Origin of the sequence: Azospirillum tabaci, assembly GCF_014596085.1 — a bacterium.
GTDB classification, from domain to species: Bacteria; Pseudomonadota; Alphaproteobacteria; order Azospirillales; family Azospirillaceae; genus Azospirillum; species Azospirillum tabaci.
In genome coordinates this window covers 36739-52982 of the sequence record NZ_JACCJY010000015.1, presented here as the reverse complement: position 1 = coordinate 52982, position 16244 = coordinate 36739, and the positions used below count along the sequence as shown (strand labels likewise).

Annotated in this window: 14 protein-coding genes; 5 read left to right on the top strand and 9 right to left on the bottom strand. The window is 68.6% G+C overall.

Annotated features, from left to right (window positions below; genetic code table 11):
- Positions 1 to 25: 25 nt before the first annotated feature.
- From nhaA to H0B54_RS14865, 3 genes are all read right to left on the bottom strand, one after another.
- Positions 26 to 1252 carry a Na+/H+ antiporter NhaA gene (gene nhaA, locus H0B54_RS14875; protein ID WP_188260972.1) on the bottom strand — a complete coding sequence of 409 codons (1227 nt, stop codon included), beginning with the start codon at positions 1250 to 1252 and terminating at the stop codon, positions 26 to 28.
- Positions 1253 to 1406: 154 nt separating this feature from the next.
- A complete protein-coding gene (locus tag H0B54_RS14870) occupies positions 1407 to 3446 on the bottom strand; it encodes an elongation factor G (RefSeq protein WP_188260971.1) in 2040 nt (679 codons plus the stop codon).
- Between the two features lie 246 nt (positions 3447 to 3692).
- Positions 3693 to 4616 (bottom strand): ketopantoate reductase family protein, encoded by a 924-nt coding sequence (locus H0B54_RS14865; RefSeq protein ID WP_188260970.1) that lies wholly within the window; start codon positions 4614 to 4616, stop codon positions 3693 to 3695.
- A gap of 246 nt (positions 4617 to 4862) precedes the next feature.
- Here H0B54_RS14865 and H0B54_RS14860 point away from each other — a divergent pair, with 246 nt between their 5' ends.
- The 3 genes from H0B54_RS14860 (at position 4863) to H0B54_RS14850 (ending at position 6668) form a co-directional block, all read left to right on the top strand.
- Positions 4863 to 5354: a cache domain-containing protein gene (locus H0B54_RS14860; RefSeq protein ID WP_188260969.1), complete on the top strand. Its 492-nt coding sequence runs from the start codon at positions 4863 to 4865 to the stop codon at positions 5352 to 5354.
- Positions 5355 to 5593: 239 nt separating this feature from the next.
- Complete coding sequence (locus H0B54_RS14855; protein ID WP_035675596.1) at positions 5594 to 6061, top strand: Dps family protein; 468 nt, start codon at positions 5594 to 5596, stop codon at positions 6059 to 6061.
- A gap of 130 nt (positions 6062 to 6191) precedes the next feature.
- On the top strand, positions 6192 to 6668 hold the full coding sequence (locus H0B54_RS14850) for a DoxX family protein (protein ID WP_246472535.1): 477 nt from the start codon (positions 6192 to 6194) through the stop codon (positions 6666 to 6668).
- A 48-nt stretch (positions 6669 to 6716) separates the two neighbouring features.
- Here H0B54_RS14850 and trxB read toward each other — a convergent pair whose 3' ends face one another.
- The 4 genes from trxB to H0B54_RS14830 form a co-directional block, all read right to left on the bottom strand.
- Positions 6717 to 7703 (bottom strand): thioredoxin-disulfide reductase, encoded by a 987-nt coding sequence (trxB, locus tag H0B54_RS14845; RefSeq protein ID WP_035675595.1) that lies wholly within the window; start codon positions 7701 to 7703, stop codon positions 6717 to 6719.
- 147 nt (positions 7704 to 7850) lie between these two features.
- On the bottom strand, positions 7851 to 8495 hold the full coding sequence (locus H0B54_RS14840; RefSeq protein ID WP_188260968.1) for a 2OG-Fe(II) oxygenase: 645 nt from the start codon (positions 8493 to 8495) through the stop codon (positions 7851 to 7853).
- 67 nt (positions 8496 to 8562) lie between these two features.
- On the bottom strand, positions 8563 to 9219 hold the full coding sequence (locus H0B54_RS14835; RefSeq protein ID WP_188260967.1) for a 2OG-Fe(II) oxygenase: 657 nt from the start codon (positions 9217 to 9219) through the stop codon (positions 8563 to 8565).
- 164 nt (positions 9220 to 9383) lie between these two features.
- On the bottom strand, positions 9384 to 10313 hold the full coding sequence (locus H0B54_RS14830) for a mitochondrial fission ELM1 family protein (RefSeq protein ID WP_246472534.1): 930 nt from the start codon (positions 10311 to 10313) through the stop codon (positions 9384 to 9386).
- A 235-nt stretch (positions 10314 to 10548) separates the two neighbouring features.
- On the opposite strand from H0B54_RS14830, the gene H0B54_RS14825 reads away from it, so the two are divergent.
- Complete coding sequence (locus tag H0B54_RS14825) at positions 10549 to 11103, top strand: Lrp/AsnC family transcriptional regulator (RefSeq protein ID WP_137139969.1); 555 nt, start codon at positions 10549 to 10551, stop codon at positions 11101 to 11103.
- Between the two features lie 171 nt (positions 11104 to 11274).
- Positions 11275 to 12267: a dienelactone hydrolase family protein gene (locus tag H0B54_RS14820; protein WP_246472533.1), complete on the top strand. Its 993-nt coding sequence runs from the start codon at positions 11275 to 11277 to the stop codon at positions 12265 to 12267.
- Positions 12268 to 12410: 143 nt separating this feature from the next.
- Here the strand turns inward: H0B54_RS14820 and greA are convergent, their stop codons facing one another.
- Positions 12411 to 12884, bottom strand: a complete 474-nt coding sequence (greA, locus tag H0B54_RS14815) for a transcription elongation factor GreA (RefSeq protein ID WP_094303127.1) — start codon at positions 12882 to 12884, stop codon at positions 12411 to 12413.
- Positions 12885 to 12966: 82 nt separating this feature from the next.
- On the bottom strand, positions 12967 to 16218 hold the full coding sequence (carB, locus tag H0B54_RS14810) for a carbamoyl-phosphate synthase large subunit (RefSeq protein WP_188260965.1): 3252 nt from the start codon (positions 16216 to 16218) through the stop codon (positions 12967 to 12969).
- Positions 16219 to 16244: the final 26 nt, after the last annotated feature.

Sequence of the window (16244 nt, the reverse complement as noted above, 5' to 3'; positions counted from 1 at the left end):
CTCTTTTCGTGTGTGCGCCGCTGTCTTACGCGCCGCGGTCGGCTCCCGCGGCGTGCAGGGCGGGCGCGGCGTCCTTGGCCGACACCAGCCGCAGAACCAGGGCGCCCGCCGTCGCGGACAGGATCGACCCGGCGAAGACGCCCACCTTCACCGCGTCGCCCAACTCCGGCGAGGTCGGGAAGGCCAGCGCGCCGATGAACAGGCTCATGGTGAAGCCGATGCCGCACAGCAGGGCGACGCCGTAGAGCTGCGCGGTGCTGGCGCCGGCCGGCATGACGGCGAAGCCGAGCCGGATGGTCAGCCAGGCGGTCCCGAACACGCCGACCATCTTGCCGAGGAACAGGCCGAGCGCGATGCCCAGCGGCAGCGAGCCGGTGAGGATCGAGGCGTCCATCCCGGCGAAGGACACGCCCGCGTTGGCAAAGCCGAAGACCGGCACGATCAGGAAGGCGACCCAGGGGTGGATGCCGTGCTCCAGCCGGAGCAGCGGCGCATGCGGATCCGCCGCCTCGCCGGAGGCGGGGCGCAGCGGGATGGCCAGAGCCAGGGTCACGCCGGCCAGCGTCGCGTGCACGCCCGACAGCAGAACCGCGCCCCACAAGCCCACGCCGAGGACGAGATAGGGAAGGAGGCTGCGCACGCCGAACCGGTTCAGGCCGATCAGCGCCGCCAGGATCAGCGCCGCCACGCCGAGCGCGGGCAGGGACAGGTCGGCGGTGTAGAACAGGGCGATGATGATGACCGCACCGAGATCGTCGATGATCGCCAGAGCCGTCAGGAAAATCTTGAGCGAGACGGGAACGCGCGGCCCAAGCAGCGACAGCACGCCGAGCGCGAAAGCTATGTCGGTCGCCGCCGGGATCGCCCAGCCGTTGACCGTGGCCGGATTGCCGCTGTTGAAGGCGAGATAGACCAGCGCCGGCACCAGCATGCCGCCCGCCGCCGCGACGCCCGGCAGGATCCGGCACGACCATGTGGACAGCTGGCCGTCCAGCATCTCCCGCTTGATCTCCAGCCCGACCAGCAGGAAGAAGATCGCCATCAGCCCGTCGTTGATCCAATGGCCGATGCTGAGTCCCAGGACGTGGGTGTGCAGCGTGTCGAAATAGGCGGTGGACAGGGGGGAGTTCGCGACCACCAGAGCCAGCGCCGCGGCGACCATCAGCAGGATGCCGCCCGGCGCCTCGTTGCTCGTGAAATTCGGGATGAAGGCTGCCGGGCGCCGGCCGGCGGGTTGCCTGTGAGCATCCATGGCGCGCTGTTCCTTTCGTGTGCGGTCGATTGAATGAATCGGACGACACGTGGGGATGCAGAAGGGCCATGGACAGGGTGAATCGACCGATTTGGACCGGAAACGAGCCCCCTCTCCCGCTCCCGGACAGGGGCGGGAGAGGGAATTCGAGGATCTACTGCGCGGCCAGCGTCTCCTTGCGGATCTCCACCGCCTTGTCGGCGGCCTTGCCGGTCAATTCCTGCAGCCGTTCGAAGCTCCAGGTGAAGGTGCCGACGCCGAGCGACAGCGAGCGCAGCTCGACGATCAGGTCGTGCATCTCGGCCTGCGGCAGATAGGCCTTCACCTCGTCCCAGCCCTGCCAGCCGGGGCGCGCGTCGTAGCCGAGGATCTGCCCGCGCCGCCCGCTGACCAGCCGCTGCACCTTCGAGGTGAAGTCGCTGGGCACGGCGATGGAGACGGTCAGGATCGGCTCCAGCAGCACCGGCTCGCAGGCCGGAAGCGCCTCGGTCATCGCCTGCCGCGCCACCGTCTTGAAGGCCATTTCGGAGCTGTCCACCGCGTGGAACTGGCCGCCGGTCAGCCTCACCGCGAAATCCACCACGGGGAAGCCCAGCGGCCCGCGCACCGCATAGTCGCGGACACCGGTTTCCACCGCCGGGATGAACTGGCGCGGCACGACGCCGCCGACGATGCCGTCCTCGAACTGGAAGCCGGCGCCGCGGGGCAGCGGCTTGACCTCCACATGGATGTCGGCGAACTGGCCGTGGCCACCGGTCTGCCGCTTGTAGCGGGCGTGGTGGGAGGTGCCCTTGCGGATCGACTCGCGGTAGGGCACCTGCGGCGGCACGCCCTTGACCGTGACGTTGAACTTGTTGCGCAGCCGGTCCATGGCGATCTGGAGATGGATGTCGCCCTGGCCCCACAGCACCAGCTCGCCGGTGTCGGTGGACTGCTCCAGCTTCAGCGACGGGTCCTCCTCGACCAGCTTCTGGATTGCCGCGGTCAGCTTCACCTCGTCGTTGCGGTTCTGGGCGTGCAGGGCGAGGCCGAAGACGGGGGGCGGCAGCTCCGGCCACGGCGCCGACCGGCCGGCGTTGCCCTTGTCGGTCAGCAGGTCGCCGGTCGCCGCCTTGTCGAGCCGGCCGAGCGCCACCACCTCGCCCGCCACCGCCTGCGACAGCTTCTCCTGGTTGTGGCCCATCATGCGGAAGACGCCGGACACCCGTTCCCCGCCGAGCGTCATGCCGTCGTTGACCGTGCCGCGCCAGACCCGCGCGAGGCTGATCTTGCCGGCGTGGGAGCCGTTCAGCGTCTTGAAGACCTGGGCGGCCACCGTGGCTTCGGCGGGGATGCCGGCGCGCTCCGCCGTGGTGGCGACGTCGGGTCCCTCGTGGCGCAGCGCCTTCAGCAGGCGGCGGATGCCGTTGTCGTTCTCCGCCGAGCCGAAGAAGACCGGAACGATCAGGTCGTCGGCCAGCTCGCTGGCCAGCCGGTCGTAGACCTCCTGCGTGTCGGGGGCGACGTCCTCCAGCAGCTTTTCCAGAAGCGCGTCGTCATAGTCGGCCACCGCCTCCAGCATCTCCTGCCGCGCCTCGTGCTCGCGGTCCTTCAGGCTGTCGGGGATCTGGACGAGGTTGGACGGCTTGTGCGGGTTGAAGTGCCAGGCGCGCTCGCTGACCAGATCGACGAAGCCGGTGATCTTCCCGCCCTCGCGGATCGGCACCTCGCGCAGCACCAGCTTGCGCGCCGACACCGCCTGATAGGCCTGCACCACGTCGCGCACCCGCAGGTCGCCCAGACTGTCCACCTTGTTGATGAACAGCAGGTGGGGGATGCGGTTGTCGTCGAGGAACTTGAACAGGGGGGCGAGCAGCACGGCCTTTTCCGGCGCCGCCTCCGCCACGATCACCGCGACGTCCGCCACCATCAGGGCGCTCTGCGTCTCGCAGGCCAGCTCCACCGAGCCGGGGCAGTCGAGCACGCTCCAGCGCTCGCCCAGGAACTCGAAGGAGGCGACGTTGACCTCGACGCTCATCTGCCGGGCCTTGGCCTCGGGGGAGCTGTCGCCGACCGCGTTGCCGTCGCGGACGCTGCCCTTGCGCGTGGTCGCCCCGGCGGCGGACAGCAGGCTTTCCAGAAGCGATGTCTTGCCGCTGAGATAAGGGCCGACCAGCGCAGCGCAGCGGGCCGTCTGGATCTGTGTATGGGGCATGCACACCTCCCGTATGGCGTCTTCCCGTGTGGGCATCGGCCGGAACGCCGGGTGGCCTGGGTGGGCCGGGTGGGACGCTGTGGCCGGAAGCACCGGCGGCGCGCATGGCCCTGACAGGGTGCCGGACTGGTCCGGTGCTTTAAAAACAGTGCCTTTTCAAGGTTATGGTCCACCCGTGGCGGGGGACCTGTCGATGGAAAAAAGGGGCGGCATGACGTCACGCCGCCCCCGCTGGGGTGTCATTCCTTAGGGCGGTCCGTCGGCGTAGGGCGCCAGGGCCGCCGCGATCACCCGGTGGACGGGCGTCGGCACCCCCAGCTCCGACCCCAGCTGCACCACCGCCCCGGACAGCCAGGGCAGTTCCAGCCGTCCGCCGCGCGTCAGGTCGTTCAGCATGGAGGAGGTCATGGCGGGCGGCAGGCCGTCCAGCAGCGCCTCGACGCGGGCGACGATGCCGGTGCCCAGATCGATGTCGCGGGCGCGGGCGAGCCGCGCGACCTCGGCCACCGCGTCCAGGAACAGGGCGCGGCTTTCCGGAACGCGGCGGATCACCCCGGCGGGCTGGCGGGTCAGGGCGGTGACCCCGCTGAAGGGCGCCAGGAAGGCGAACTTCTCCCACTGCGCGCGCAGGATCGCCGCGGACAGCACCGCCTCGAACCCGGCCGCCTCGGCCAGCGCGTGGAAGGCGGTCAGCCGGGGGGAGGGGCGCCCGTCCAGCTCCCCGTAGGTCAGGCGGGCCAGCGTCCCGGTGTGGCGGATCACGCCGGGGGCGGCGATGGTGGCGCCGATGTGGGCGACTCCACCCGCCACATGCTCCCGCCCCAGGATCTGGCACAGCGTGTCCATGCCGGTGACGCCGTTCTGCACGGTGACGACCACGGTGCCCGGCTTCACCAGGGGCCGGCAGGCCTCCGCCGCGCGGTCGGTGTCCCACAGCTTGACGGCGAACAGCACGAGGTCCACCGGCCCGACCTCCGCCGGGTCGTCGGTCGCGCGGACGTCGGTCAAATGCAGGGGGGCGGCCTCGCTCTCGATCCGCAGGCCGCCGCGGCGGATGGCCTCCAGATGCCGGCCGCGGGCGATGAAATGCACCTCGGCTCCGCGGACGGCGGCGAGGCGCGCGCCGAAATAGCCGCCGACCGCGCCCGCCCCCATGATTGCGATGCGCATGCGATGCTCCTCCCAATTGCAGTCCGGGCCGGCGCGCTCCGTTGGATGGGGCCGATCGATCGGCGGAGGCTGGGCGGGCCTTCGTGGTTCCGGACGTTTAGGACAGTGTGGCGCGCGCGGAACTTTGCGGCAATAGGCCGCAGGATTGCGGATTGCCGGAGGCCGACTTTCTTTCGACAGTGGGCGAACCGATCGGCGCCCTGTTCCGCATGACGTTCCCGCATTGGCCGGTCCGGGGGATTTGCCATGAGCACCTTCGTCCGAACGCCGCCGCTCCGCGTCTTATGGGTTTTGCTGACGGCCCTTCTGGTCGCGACGGTCCATCCCGCGGGCGTCCGCGCCCAGCCCGGCGACCCGGAGCGGGAGCAGGTCCGCGCCATCGCGCTGAAGGCGGCGGATCTGGTCGCCGCCCAGGGGCTGGAGGCGGCGGCGGCGGCGTTCAACCGCGATGGCGAGTTCCGGCACGGCGCGCTCTACGTCACCGTCATCGACTTCGCCGGCGTGTGGAAGGTCTATCCGCCCCGGCCCGCCGGGGTCGGGATGAGCGTGATCAACGTGAAGGACCCGGACGGGCACGACATCGTCCGCGACATCCTGTCGGTGGCGCGGGACTCGGGCGAAGGCTGGGTGGAGTATCGCTGGCTGAACCCGGCCAGCAACCGGATCGAGCCGAAAACGACCTTCGTGAAGCGCGTGCCGGGCCAGGATCTGGTCGCCTACGTCGGTGTGTACCATTGACGCCGCGGCGCCGGACCTTCGGGACGCTTGATACGGATGCTGTTGCGGCGCACATCTTGACCCGTGCCGGGCGCGCCCAAGCTTGTCGGAGTGGCCTTCACGGCATGCCGGGGCATGCGGGTTGCGCAGGGCTGCTTTTTAGAAACTTTCTAAAGTAGGGACTTTACCTGGGATACGGCGGGGCGTAGCCTCGATTGCAGCCCAGAATGGAAGACAACCCCTCGGAGGATTGAGAAACCATGCAGATCGACATCGGGATCGCGGAAGCCGACCGCAAGGCCATTGCCGAAGGCCTGAACAACGTGCTCGCCGACACCTTCGCCCTGTATCTGAAGACGCATTCCTTCCACTGGAACGTCACGGGGCCGATGTTCAACACGCTCCACACCATGTTCATGACCCAGTACACGGAGCTGTGGACCGCCCTGGACGAGGTGGCGGAGCGCATCCGCGCGCTCGGCTATCCGGCGCCGGGCAGCTTCTCTCAGTTCACCAAGCTCGCCTCGATCAAGGAGGAGCAGGGCGTTCCGAACGCGCAGGAGATGCTGCGCCAGCTCGTCGAGGGGCACGAGGCCGTCGCCCGCACCGCCCGGAAGGTCTTCCCGACCGCCGAGGAGGCCAACGACCAGCCGACCGCCGACCTGCTGACCCAGCGCCTGCAGATCCACGAGAAGACCGCCTGGATGCTGCGCTCCATGCTGGAGTAGTCGGCACCGTCCAGCGGCCCGCGATTCGATGGGGCGCCGTCCTTCGGGGCGGCGCCCCGTCCTTTTTGGGCCAAACAAAACAACAAGGGGAAACAACCGGGTGGCGGCGCGCGTTCTCCAGGGATGTCCGATGGACGCGGGAGAGGGCGCCATGGCCTCCTACAATTACGACAGAGCGCGGGGAGCGGACCGGGCGGCGACGGGCGGGCAGGATCTCCTGCTGCTGGCCGCAAGGCTGCTGATCGGGGCGATCTTCGTGGAGAGCGGCTTCGGCAAGCTGATGAACCTCGGCGGATTCGCCGGGAATCTGGCTGGACAGGGGCTGCCCATGCCGATGCTGCTGGCCGCGCTGGGCGGTGCGGTGGAGTGCTTCGGGGGTCTGGCCGTGGTGCTGGGGGCCTGGACGCGGCTGGCCGCGGCGGCGGTGGTCCTCTTCACCATCATGGCGACGCTGATCGCCCACCGCTACTGGGCCTACCCGCCGGAGGCGCAGGGGATGCAGCGCATCCAGTTCATGAAGAACCTCGCCATCATCGGCGGCTTCCTTGCGTTGATCGCCGCCGGGGCCGGGCGGTTCAGCGTCGATGGGATGATGAACCGACGCTGACCAACCGGGGCGGGATGGGGGGCCGGTCGCCCGGCCCCCGCCAACGGCTTACCAGTTGCCCGCCGGGCTCGGCTCGCCCTCGTGGTGGGCCAGCCAGCGCTCGGCCTCCAGGGCGGCCATGCAGCCCATGCCGGCGGCGGTGACGGCCTGCCGGTAGATCTTGTCCTTCACGTCGCCCGCGGCGAAGACGCCCGGCACGTTGGTGGCCGTCGAATCGGGGGCGGTGACGATGTAGCCCTCGGAGTCGGTCTCCACCTTGCCCTGGAAGACGGCGGTGGCGGGCACATGGCCGATGGCGACGAAGACGCCGGCCACCGGGATCACCCGCTCCTCGCCCGACTTCACGTTCTTCACGCGCACGCCGGTGACGCCGCGTGGGTTGCCCAGGGAGCCGTCGCCCTCGCCGACGATCTCCTCGACGACGCTGTCCCAGACCACCTCGATCTTGGGGTTGCGGAACAGCCGGTCCTGCATGATCCGCTCGGCGCGGAAGCTGTCGCGGCGGTGGATGACCGTCACCTTGGAGGCGTGGTTGGTGAGGTACAGCGCCTCCTCCACCGCGGAGTTGCCGCCGCCGATCACCGCGATCTCCTTGCCGCGGAAGAAGAAGCCGTCGCAGGTGGCGCAGGCCGACACGCCGAAGCCGCGGTAGATCTCCTCGCTGGAGATGCCCAGCCAGCGCGCCTGCGCGCCGGTCGCGATGATGACGCTGTCGGCGGTGTAGGTATCACCCGAGTCGCCCTTGCAGACGAAGGGGCGCTGGCTGAAGTCGACGTCGGTGATCAGGTCGAAGACCATCTTGGTCCCGACATGCTCCGCCTGCTTCTGCATCTGCTCCATCAGCCACGGCCCCTGGATGGGGTCGGCGAAGCCGGGATAATTCTCGACGTCGGTGGTGATCATGAGCTGGCCGCCCGGCTGCATGCCCTGCACCATCAGCGGCTGCAGGTTGGCGCGCGCCGCGTAGATGGCCGCGGTGTAGCCGGCAGGGCCGGCGCCGATGATGAGAACCTTGGTGTGGTGGGTGCTGGGCATCGCTCTGTCCGTCACGATCTGGTCTGACGCGGACCATAGGGCCGCGCCGAACATATGGTCCAGTTCCGGCGCGCTGTCATCGGAAAGCCTGCCATGCCGGCCCATCATGGGGACGATGTTTCACCCCGACCGCCCGAGGAATGCCCCTCACCAGCGGGCCGGCGCCGCGACCTTGCGGTTCTTCAGCCAGGCGCCGACGCGGTGGCGCCACTGCTCGTGCCAGATGTAGACGCTGTTGCGGACCCAATTCATCTGAACCGCGCGGCGCCGGCCCTCGAAGGAATGGTGGCCATGCCAGGAGGTGTCGGAGCGGCGGAAGCACAGCAGCGTGCCCTCGTCCGGCGGCACCTCGGCGGCGTAATCCTCCAGGTTCGGGCTGCGCAGCACGCGCAGGCGCCCGCTCGCGGCCTCCCAGGGCGGGTTCATGTAGATCAGGACGGTGACGATCTTGCTGGCCGAATCGGGGTGGATCTTGCCGTCGGTCGCCCGGCACATGCCGCGGGCGGTGAACATGGTGGGGTAGCGCGACAGGTCCAGCCCGAACTTCTCCGAAAAGGCACGGCAGACCGCCTCACCGCGCAACTCCTCGATCAGGGCGTCGAAGGCCGGGCCCTGCGGAAAGACGCCCAGGGGGATGGAGCCGGGCTTGTCCACCTTGGGGTAGTCGCGGTGCAGCGCCTCCAGATGCTCCCGCTTCACGAAGCCGGGAACGCAGAGGAAGTCAAACGGGTCGTGCCGCAGCGGGGTGGCGTGGAAACGGTCCAGATCCAGCATGGAGGTGGGCATGGACATGAGGCGGTCTCCAGACGGCAACTCAGATGGCGGCAACTCAGACGGCAGCAACTCAGACGGCAGCAACTCAGGCCACGGGCGTGTCGGGGAAGGCCAGCTCGTGGCGGGCGCGCCATTCCGGGCCGACATAGTTCACGATGATCGATTTGCGCACGCCGCGGATCGGGCGAGGCGCGAAGCCGTGCCAAGTGTTCGTCGCGGGAACGAAGACCAATCCCCCGTTGAAGGCGTAGGGCGCGCGGGTGACGACGGTGCGGGTGGCGTCCAGCACGTCGGTGCCCCAGTCGGCGCAGTCCGGCCCCTTGGAGAGATAGATCAGCATCGTGAACTTCTTGACGCCGATGTCCGTGTGCGGCTCCAGCCAGAAGCCGTCGGTGTCCTGGCAATATTCGATGCGCAGCGAGGTGCCGGCCAGATCGACGCCGCAGGTCCGCTGGATCGCCTTTGTCACCGCCCGCCCTTGGAAGGCCGTGGCGACCGCGCCGCAGACCGCGTGCTCGGCGCGGCTACGGGCACAGAAGTGGCTGCGGGTGGCGTTGTTGGTGTCGCGCTTGCCCATGGTGTCGCCGCCCGGCGGCGGCGCCCAGGGCAGGGCGGCGATGCCGTCCGCGGCCTCGTCTGGAAGCGCGCGCGACAACAGCCAATGGCGATAGGGGGCATCCTTGATCGGGGCGTCGTCCAGGCAGCGGATGAAGGCATCCTGGACCGCGTCAGGCGAAACCATGCGAAAGGATCCAAATGCGTCCCGGCGATAAGGCGAATTACCATGCGCCGGGACACGCGCTAAATGAATTGGCGTTCATGAACCCCTTGGCGGGATTCTCCCCCAGTCAGCGCAAGCAAACGACGATGCGTCGCAGCATCGCGGAGCGCGGCGTTCTCTGAACCTCAGGCGCCGTGCTTGGCGCGGTGAGCCAGAAGACGATGGCGCAACTCCTCGGCGACTTGCCGGGTGTCGTCCAACGTCTGGTAAGTCCAGTGTTCCAAAGCGCCGGTGAAGGGCCGGGTGATGCCTTCCTTGTAAAGTTCTTCGTGGAAGCTGCGGAACTTGGGCGAGCCGCCCTCCAGCTCGATCACATAGACCGGCTTGCCGGTGGAGCAGGCTTCCGAGGTCATGGACACGCTGTCGCAGGTCACCACCACCGCATCGGCCAAGCCGAGATAGGCGAAATAGGGGTTTTCCCCCGTGCCGTCCCACACCTCCGCCGGCAGGCCGTTCAGGCGGGCGCGCAGGATCGCCTCGTTGTCGGCGCCGGTGCGGCGCGACGGGGTGACCATCAGCCCGGCGCCGTTGCCGCGGGCCAGTTCCGACAGCTTTTCCGCGACATCGCCCATGATGGTCGGGGTCAGGGCGTAGACGCCGTTGGTGCCGCCGATCAGAACGGCGACGCGCGGGTGCGGCAGGTCGGCGAGCCGGGGAGCGTGGCGTTGCGCGGCCTCCGCCAGCAGCTTGGGCGTCACGCGGTGCAGGGCGCCGCGGGTGGCCATGACGTTGGGGCCGCGCAGCCGGTCGTGGCGGGGCACCACGACGAGGCCGAAATGACGCGGGTTGATCTGCGGGTCCTGGATGTAGACGGTGAAGGTCCGACCGCGCGACTGCTTGCGGGCGGCCAGCAGCGGCGCGATGGCTTGGCGACCCGACCCGATCATCAGGTCGGGCCAGGGCGCGCGGATGGGATCGCCCTCCGGCCCGGCGGCGAAGCGGTTGCCCAGCCGCAGGAACGGGCTGAGCTGCCTCCAGGGGCTGCGCAGCCGCACGCGTTTCACGACGGGGGTGAGGCCCAGCGCTTCGGCAAGGCCGATGCACTGGTTTTCCATGCCGGGCTTGCCGTCCGACACGACCCAACAGCTAAGGGAACCGGAAAGGGAGGACTGCATCGTCACACGAATGGTTTGGGGTGCGGCTGGTTGTCGCGCCTGGGTGAGCGTCGGGGCTGGATGCATCGATGGAAAGTTTTTCCACCGATGCCGGTATGGGTTTCTTGCTTGGCGTGGATGGCTTCGCCGTGTAATATCCTTTCTTCAGATCACCCCCGGAGCTACCGAGTAAACCATGCGGCGGGTCAAACTCGACCGAATTGACCGGCGGATTTTGCGCGACCTGCAAAATGACGGCCGGATGACCAACGTAGAACTCGCGAGGCGCGCCGGCATCTCTGCCCCTCCGTGTTTGCGGCGTGTCCGCGCCTTGGAAGAGGCGGGCTTCATCCGCGGCTATCACGCCGACATCAATCCCGACGCGCTCGGGTTCGGTGTCACCGTGTTCGCCCAGGTCGGCCTGTCCAGCCAAGCTGAAGTGGACCTAAAGAAATTCGAGGAACTCGTCAACTCCTGGCCCATGGTGCGTGAGTGCAACATGCTGGCCGGCGAGTACGATTTCCTGCTGAAGATCGTGGCGGAGGACTGGGATGACTACCAGCGCTTCCTGACCACGAAGCTGACGGCGGCGCCCAACGTGTCGCACGTCAAGTCGGCGCTGTCGATCCGCACGTCGAAGCACACGCCCGGTGTGCCGATCGACGTCGATTCGCCGGACATCCCCGACTCGCTGGAGGATGACGACGAGGAGGACGAGGACGAGTCCTCGACCCGTGTGGCGCGCCGCTGACGCGGCTCCGCACCCGACGAAAGCCTTTCCCGGACAGCCGGCACCGCACCCAGCGCGTGGGTTGTGGCGCCGGCTGTTTGCGTTTCGGACATGCGGCCCTCGCGCAATCTTGTGACGCCAAGCCTTTCCGAAAATGGATTTCTGCCCGTCTTCGCACGTGCGATGCTTTCCATGGCGAAGCTGCTAAACTCGTGCGACACCGATTCCGCCGATCTTGTCCGTGACCGGGAGACGATGATGGCCTCACCCCGCCGCCGTATCCTTCCGCCGCGCGCCGCACGCCTTCGTGCCGGCTTGCCCGCGCTGGCGCTCGCCGCCGCGCTGGCCATGCCGCCTCTGCTCGGCTCCCCACCGGTGCTGGCGGCCACGCCGGGGGTCCATGCGGAGGAGATCGTCCGCTTCCCCTCGCTCGACGCCGACCTGACCAGCGGCGCGCCGACGCCACTGACCGGGCGTTTCCTGCGCCCCAGAGCCGACGGCCCCTATCCCACGGTCGTCCTTCTGCATGGCTGCAGCGGCCTCTACGCGAAGACCGGGCGCGTGTCGGCCCGGCACATCGACTGGGCGCTGACGTTGCGCGAGCAGGGTTATGCGGTGCTGATGGTGGACAGCTTCGGCCCGCGCGGCGTGGCGGAGGTCTGCACGGTCAAGGATCGCCCCGTCCGGGCGACGGAGGAGCGCAAGCGCGATGCCTGGGCGGCGCTGGCCTATCTGCGCGCGCGCAGCGACGTGGACAGCGACCGGATCGCCCTGATGGGTTGGTCGCAAGGGGCGGGCACAGTGCTGGCCGCCTATGGGCCGGGCGGGCAGGGGAACGGGTTCCGTGCCGCCATCGCCTTCTATCCCGGCTGCCGGACTCCGCTGATGGACGCCGACTGGCAACCGGAAGGCCCGCTGCTGATGCTGCTGGGCGGCAAGGACGAATGGGCCCCGGCGGAGCGCTGCCTGGAGCTGGCGAGCCGTGAGCCGGTGAAGGAGCGCACCGAGGTGGTGGTCTACCCCGACGCCCATCACGGCTTCGATTCCCCTCATTCGCCGCTGCGCAAGCGCCGCAATCTCGCGACCGCCCCGGCGGGCGAGGCGACGGTCGGCACCGACGAGTCCGCCCGCAAGGACGCCATCGAACGGGTCAGCGCCTTCCTGGCGGAGCGGTTGCGGGGATAAGGGCGCAGGACCGGGGGTGAAAAGCGGCCGAGGGAAGAAACGACACCCCCCGCACGGGATGGCGGTGCGGGGCGTTTCGTTTCGGCTCGCGGTCGGTGGCGGGGCCGTGTCTTCCGAACCGGCCCCTGAACTTGAACCCGCGCTTACTTGAAGGCGACGGTGACGATCTCGTAGACCTTGGAGCCGCCGGGGGTGGAGACCTCCACGCTGTCGCCGACCGACTTGTTGATCAGCGCGCGGGCCAAGGGCGCCTGGATGGATAGCATGCCGTTCTTGATGTCGCTCTCGTCCTGTCCGACGATCTGGTAGGTGATCTCTTCGTCGGTGTCCTCGTCCGCCAGGGTGACGGTGGCGCCGAACTTCACCGAATTGCCCGACAGCTTCGTCGGGTCGATGACCTCGGCGCGGCTGATCTTGTCCTCCAGCTCCGCGACGCGGCCCTCGATGAAGCTCTGACGTTCACGCGCGGCGGTGTATTCGGCGTTTTCCGACAGGTCCCCGTGCTCACGCGCCTCGGCGATCGCCTTGATGACGTTGGGCCGTTCGACAGCCTTGAGGTGCTTCAACTCCTCTTGCAGGCGGTTGTATCCCGCCGCAGTCATTGGAACTTTTTCCATCGTTCAATCCATCACCATGCCGACGCAGCGCCCTGGGAAAGCTACGGCGCGGCGGAGGAGGTCCGCCGCGCCGTAAACCGTCCTAATAGGAACCGCTAAGGTACGACTGCAACGGCGCGACTTCAAGGCTGCCGTTCCGGAGTGCGGCAATCGCTTCCACCGCCGCGCGTGCACCGGCCATGGTGGTGTAGTAAGGCAGGTTGTAGGTCAGCGCCGTGCGCCGCAGGCTGAAGCTGTCGGACAGGGCCTGCGCGCCTTCCGTGGTGTTGATGACCAGATGCACCTCGCCGTTGATCATCGCGTCGACGATGTGCGGCTGGCCTTCCACCACCTTGTTGATCGACTCCGCCGGGACGCCGGCCTGGCGCAGCGCCGCCGCGGTGCCGGTGGTGGCCAGCAGGCGGAAGCCCATGCCGTGCAGCTTCTGCCCGATCTGCACGGCCGACGGCTTGTCCCGCTCCTTCACCGAGATGAAGACGGTGCCCTGGACCGGCAGGGTGACGCCGGCGCCGAGCTGCGACTTGGCGAAGGCCAGCGCGAAGTTGTGGTCGAGGCCCATCACCTCACCCGTCGACTTCATCTCCGGGCCGAGCACGATGTCGACGCCGGGGAAGCGGGCGAAGGGGAACACGGCCTCCTTGACGGCGGTGTGCGGCGGGGTCGGGCCGTTCAGCGTGAAGTCGGCCAGCTTTTCCCCGGCCATGACGCGGGCGGCGATCTTGGCGATGGCGGTGCCGGTGGCCTTGGCGACGAAGGGCACCGTGCGGCTGGCGCGCGGGTTGACCTCCAGGATGTAGACCGTGCCGTCCTTGACCGCGAACTGGACGTTCATCAGGCCGACGACATGCAGGGCGCGGGCCAGCGCCTCGCCCTGGCGGCCGATCTCGGCGATCGTCTCGGCGGGCAGCGAGTAGGGCGGCAGGGCGCAGGCCGAGTCGCCGGAATGGATGCCGGCCTCCTCGATGTGCTCCATGATGCCGGCGATGTAGACTTGGCCGGCGGCGTCGGCCACCACGTCCACGTCCACCTCGATGGCGTCCTGCAGGTAGCTGTCGATCAGCACCGGGTTCTTGCCCGACACCTTCACGGCGGTGCCCATGTAGCGCTGGAGCCCGGCCATGTCGTGGACGATCTCCATGGCGCGGCCGCCCAGCACGTAGGACGGGCGGATGACCACGGGGAAGCCGATCCGGGCGGCGACCGTCTCCGCCTCCTCCAGCGACCGGGCGAGACCGTTGGCCGGCTGGAGCAGGTTGAGCTGGTGCAGCAGCTTCTGGAAGCGCTCACGGTCCTCGGCGAGGTCGATGGCGTCCGGCGAGGTGCCGAGGATCGGGATGCCGGCCTTCTCCAGCGCGTCGGCGAGCTTCAGCGGGGTCTGGCCGCCGAACTGCACGATGCAGCCCAGAACCGTGCCCTTGCGCTGCTCGACGCGGACCAGTTCGATCACGTCCTCGGCGGTCAGCGGCTCGAAATACAGGCGGTCGGCGGTGTCGTAGTCGGTGGACACCGTCTCCGGGTTGCAGTTGACCATGATGGTCTCGATGCCGGCCTCGCGCAGGGCGTAGACGGCGTGGACGCAGCAATAGTCGAACTCGATGCCCTGGCCGATGCGGTTCGGCCCGCCGCCCAGGATGACGACCTTCTTCTTCTCGGTCGGGTCCGATTCGCACTCGGCGGCACCCGTGCCGTCCGTCTCGTAGGTCGAGTACATGTAGGGCGTGCGCGAGGCGAACTCGGCGGCGCAGGTGTCGATGCGCTTGAAGACCGGCGTGACCCCGGCGGCGCGGCGGGCCTCGGCGACCTCGCTCTCGCTCTTGCCGGCCAATTCGGCCAGGCGCGCGTCGGAGAAGCCCATCTGCTTCAGCGACTGCCAGCCGGCCTTGTCGGTCGGCAGGCCGCCGCTGCGGATCGCCTGCTCGCGGTCCACGATGGCCTTGATCTGCTCCAGGAACCACGGGTCGTACTTGGAGACCTGCTGGACCTCGGCAACGGTGAAGCCGTGGCGGAAGGCCTGGGCGATGACCAGCAGGCGGTCCGGCGTCGGACGGGCCAGCGCGCCGCGGATGGCGGCGGCGTCCGGCGTGTCGCTGTCGCCGATGCGCACCTCGTTGAAGCCGGTCAGGCCGGTCTCCATGGAGCGCAGCGCCTTCTGCACCGACTCCTGGAAGGTGCGGCCGATCGACATCGCCTCGCCCACCGACTTCATCGAGGTGGTCAGCAGCGGCTCGGTGCCGGCGAACTTCTCGAAGGTGAAGCGCGGCATCTTGGTGACGACGTAGTCGATCGTCGGCTCGAAGCTGGCCGGGGTGGTGCCGGTGATGTCGTTGGTCAGCTCGTCCAGCGTGTAGCCGATGGCCAGCTTCGCGGCGATCTTGGCGATCGGGAAGCCGGTGGCCTTGGAGGCCAGCGCGGAGGAGCGCGACACGCGCGGGTTCATCTCGATGACGATCAGGCGGCCGTTCGCCGGGTTCACCGCGAACTGGACGTTAGAACCGCCGGTCTCCACCCCGATCTCGCGCAGCACCGCGATCGAGGCGTTGCGCATGATCTGGTATTCCTTGTCCGTCAGCGTCAGCGACGGGGCGACGGTGATCGAATCGCCGGTGTGCACGCCCATCGGGTCGATGTTCTCGATGGCGCAGACGATGATGCAGTTGTCCGCCTTGTCGCGGACGACCTCCATCTCATACTCCTTCCAGCCCAGCACCGATTCCTCGATCAGCACCTCGCCGACCGGGCTGGCGCGCAGGCCGCCGCGCACGATGTCCTCGAACTCGGCGCGGTTGTAGGCGATGCCGCCGCCGGTGCCGGCCAGCGTGAAGCTGGGGCGGATGATCGCGGGCAGGCCGACGAACTCCAGCGCCTCGGTCGCCTCCTGCATGTTGCGCACGAGGCGCGAGCGCGGCGATTCCAGACCCAGCTTGTCCATGGCGTCGCGGAACAGGATGCGGTCCTCGGCCTTGGCGATGACGTCGCGCTTGGCGCCGATCATCTCCACGCCCAGCCGCTCCAGCGTGCCGTCGTCGGACAGGGCCATGGCGGTGTTCAGCGCGGTCTGGCCGCCCATGGTCGGCAGCAGGGCGTCGGGACGCTCCTTCTCCAGGATCTTCGCCACCACGGCCGGGGTGATCGGCTCGATGTAGGTGGCGTCGGCCAGACCCGGATCGGTCATGATGGTGGCCGGGTTGGAGTTGACCAGGATGACGCGGAAGCCTTCCTCGCGCAGCGCCTTGCACGCCTGGACGCCGGAGTAATCGAACTCGCAAGCCTGGCCGATGACGATCGGCCCCGCGCCGATGATGCAGATGGATTTGATATCAGTGCGCTTGGGCATGGGTCCGCTTCTCGACGTTCGTGCAG